This is a genomic window from Mesorhizobium sp. M7A.F.Ca.ET.027.03.2.1 (genome assembly GCF_003999175.1).
Classification (GTDB): Bacteria; Pseudomonadota; Alphaproteobacteria; order Rhizobiales; family Rhizobiaceae; genus Mesorhizobium.
Genome location: NZ_RZOM01001148.1, coordinates 1 through 1,889, shown reverse-complemented (window position 1 = coordinate 1,889; position 1,889 = coordinate 1). Strand labels below are relative to the sequence as shown.

General features: G+C 63.3%; 1 protein-coding gene. It reads left to right on the top strand.

What is annotated here, in order from left to right; translation table 11 throughout:
* Positions 1-178 precede the first annotated feature (178 nt).
* A complete protein-coding gene (locus tag EN750_RS32255) occupies positions 179-1,789 on the top strand; it encodes an ABC transporter substrate-binding protein (protein ID WP_127399101.1) in 1,611 nt (536 codons plus the stop codon).
* The last annotated feature ends 100 nt before the right edge of the window (positions 1,790-1,889 follow it).

Genomic DNA, 1,889 nt, shown 5'->3' with positions numbered 1-1,889 from the left:
CCTCCAAACTGGTCCAGCGGACGAAAATTTCAAAGCCAAGCGAGGATGCGCCAATTCCGTCTCTGGCGAAACCCTCGGCAAGGCTCATAATCGCCGCCGCAAGGATGCCGGTGGGCTTGCCGGCGTCTGAGGGGTATTGGCGCACCCGACCGGGTCGCGGAGAGGACGGAGTTCGATCATGTCAGGTTTCACGATTTCCAGACGCACGATGCTTGCCGGCTCGGCAATGCTGCTGGCCTCCACCGCCATGCCGGCACCGGGCTGGGCGCAGACGCCAAAGAAGGGCGGGCGGCTAGTGCTTGCCGCCGATTCCGAACCGCGCAACCTCAACCCGGCGATCGTCGCCTCCAACGGCGTCTTCTTCATCTCCAGCAAGATCGTCGAAACGCTGGCCGAAGCCTCCTTCGACGGCAAGGACGGGCTTGCGCCACGGCTGGCGCTGAGCTGGGAAGGTGCCGCCGACGGGCTCTCGGCGACGTTCAAACTGCGCGACGGCGTCAAATGGCATGACGGCAAGCCGTTCACCTCGGCCGACGTCGCCTTTTCGGCGCTGCAGATCTGGAAGCCGCTGCAGAATCTCGGCCGCACTGTGTTCAAGGATCTGGCCAGCGTCGACACGCCCGACGATCTCACCGCCGTGTTCAAATTCGCCAAGCCGACGCCGTTCCAGCTGATCCGCAACGCGCTGCCGGCGCTGAGCAGCGTGGTGCCGAAGCACATCTATGAGGTCGGCAAGATCGAGGACAACCCCGCCAACAACGCGCCCATCGGCACTGGGCCGTTCAAATTCGGCGAGCACAAGGCCGGCCAATATTACCGGCTGACGAAGAACCCCGACTACTGGGGCAAGGACGAGCCCTATCTTGACGAGATCATCTATCAGGTGCTGCCGGATCGCACGTCAGCGGCGAGCGCGCTGGAGGCCGAAGAGATCCAACTGGCGGCCTTTTCCGCCGTGCCGCTGGCCGACCTCGACCGCATCTCCAAGGTGCCGGGCCTGAAGGTGATCTCCAAAGGTTACGAAGGGCTGACCTATCAGCTCGTCGTCGAGATCAACCATCGCCGCAAGGAGCTGGCAGACGTGAAGGTCCGCCAGGCGATCGCGCATGCCATCGACAAGGATTTCGTCGTCAAGACGGTGTTCCTCGGCTATGCCGCGACAGCCACCGGCCCGGTGCCGAAGAACGATCCGCAATTCTACACCGCCGACGTGCCGACCTATGCCTTCGACGTCGCCAAGGCCAACGCGCTGCTCGACGAGGCCGGCTACAAGAAAGGCCCAGACGGCAAGCGCTTCACGCTGAAATTGCTGCCCGCGCCCTATTTCAACGAGACTAAGCAGTTCGGCGACTATCTGCGCCAGGCGCTCGCCGCCGTCGGCATCGACGCTCAGCTGGTCAACAACGACTCGGCCGCGCACATCAAGGCGGTCTACACCGACCACGCCTTCGACCTCGCAGTCGGCCCGCCGGTGTTCCGCGGCGATCCGGCGATCTCGACCACCATTCTGGTGCAGAGCGGCATTCCGGACGGCGTGCCGTTCTCCAACCAGGGCGGCTACAAGAACGACGCGCTCGATGCGCTCATCGCCAAGACATCGGAGACGCTCGACGCATCAGCCCGCACCGACCTCTACAAGGAATTCCAGAAGGAGGTGGCCACCGACCTGCCGCTGATCAACGTCGCCGAATGGAGTTTTATCAGCGTCGCGCGCGACACGGTCGGCAACATCGCCAACAACCCGCGCTGGGCGGTGTCGAACTGGGCGGACACGTATTTGGAATCGTGACAGAATTGCGCGGATGAGAGTTCGCGAAATCATAGTAGGCATTGAGCCCTACGAGGCCCCCCTCTGTCCTGCCGGACATCTCCCCCTCAAGGGGGGAGAT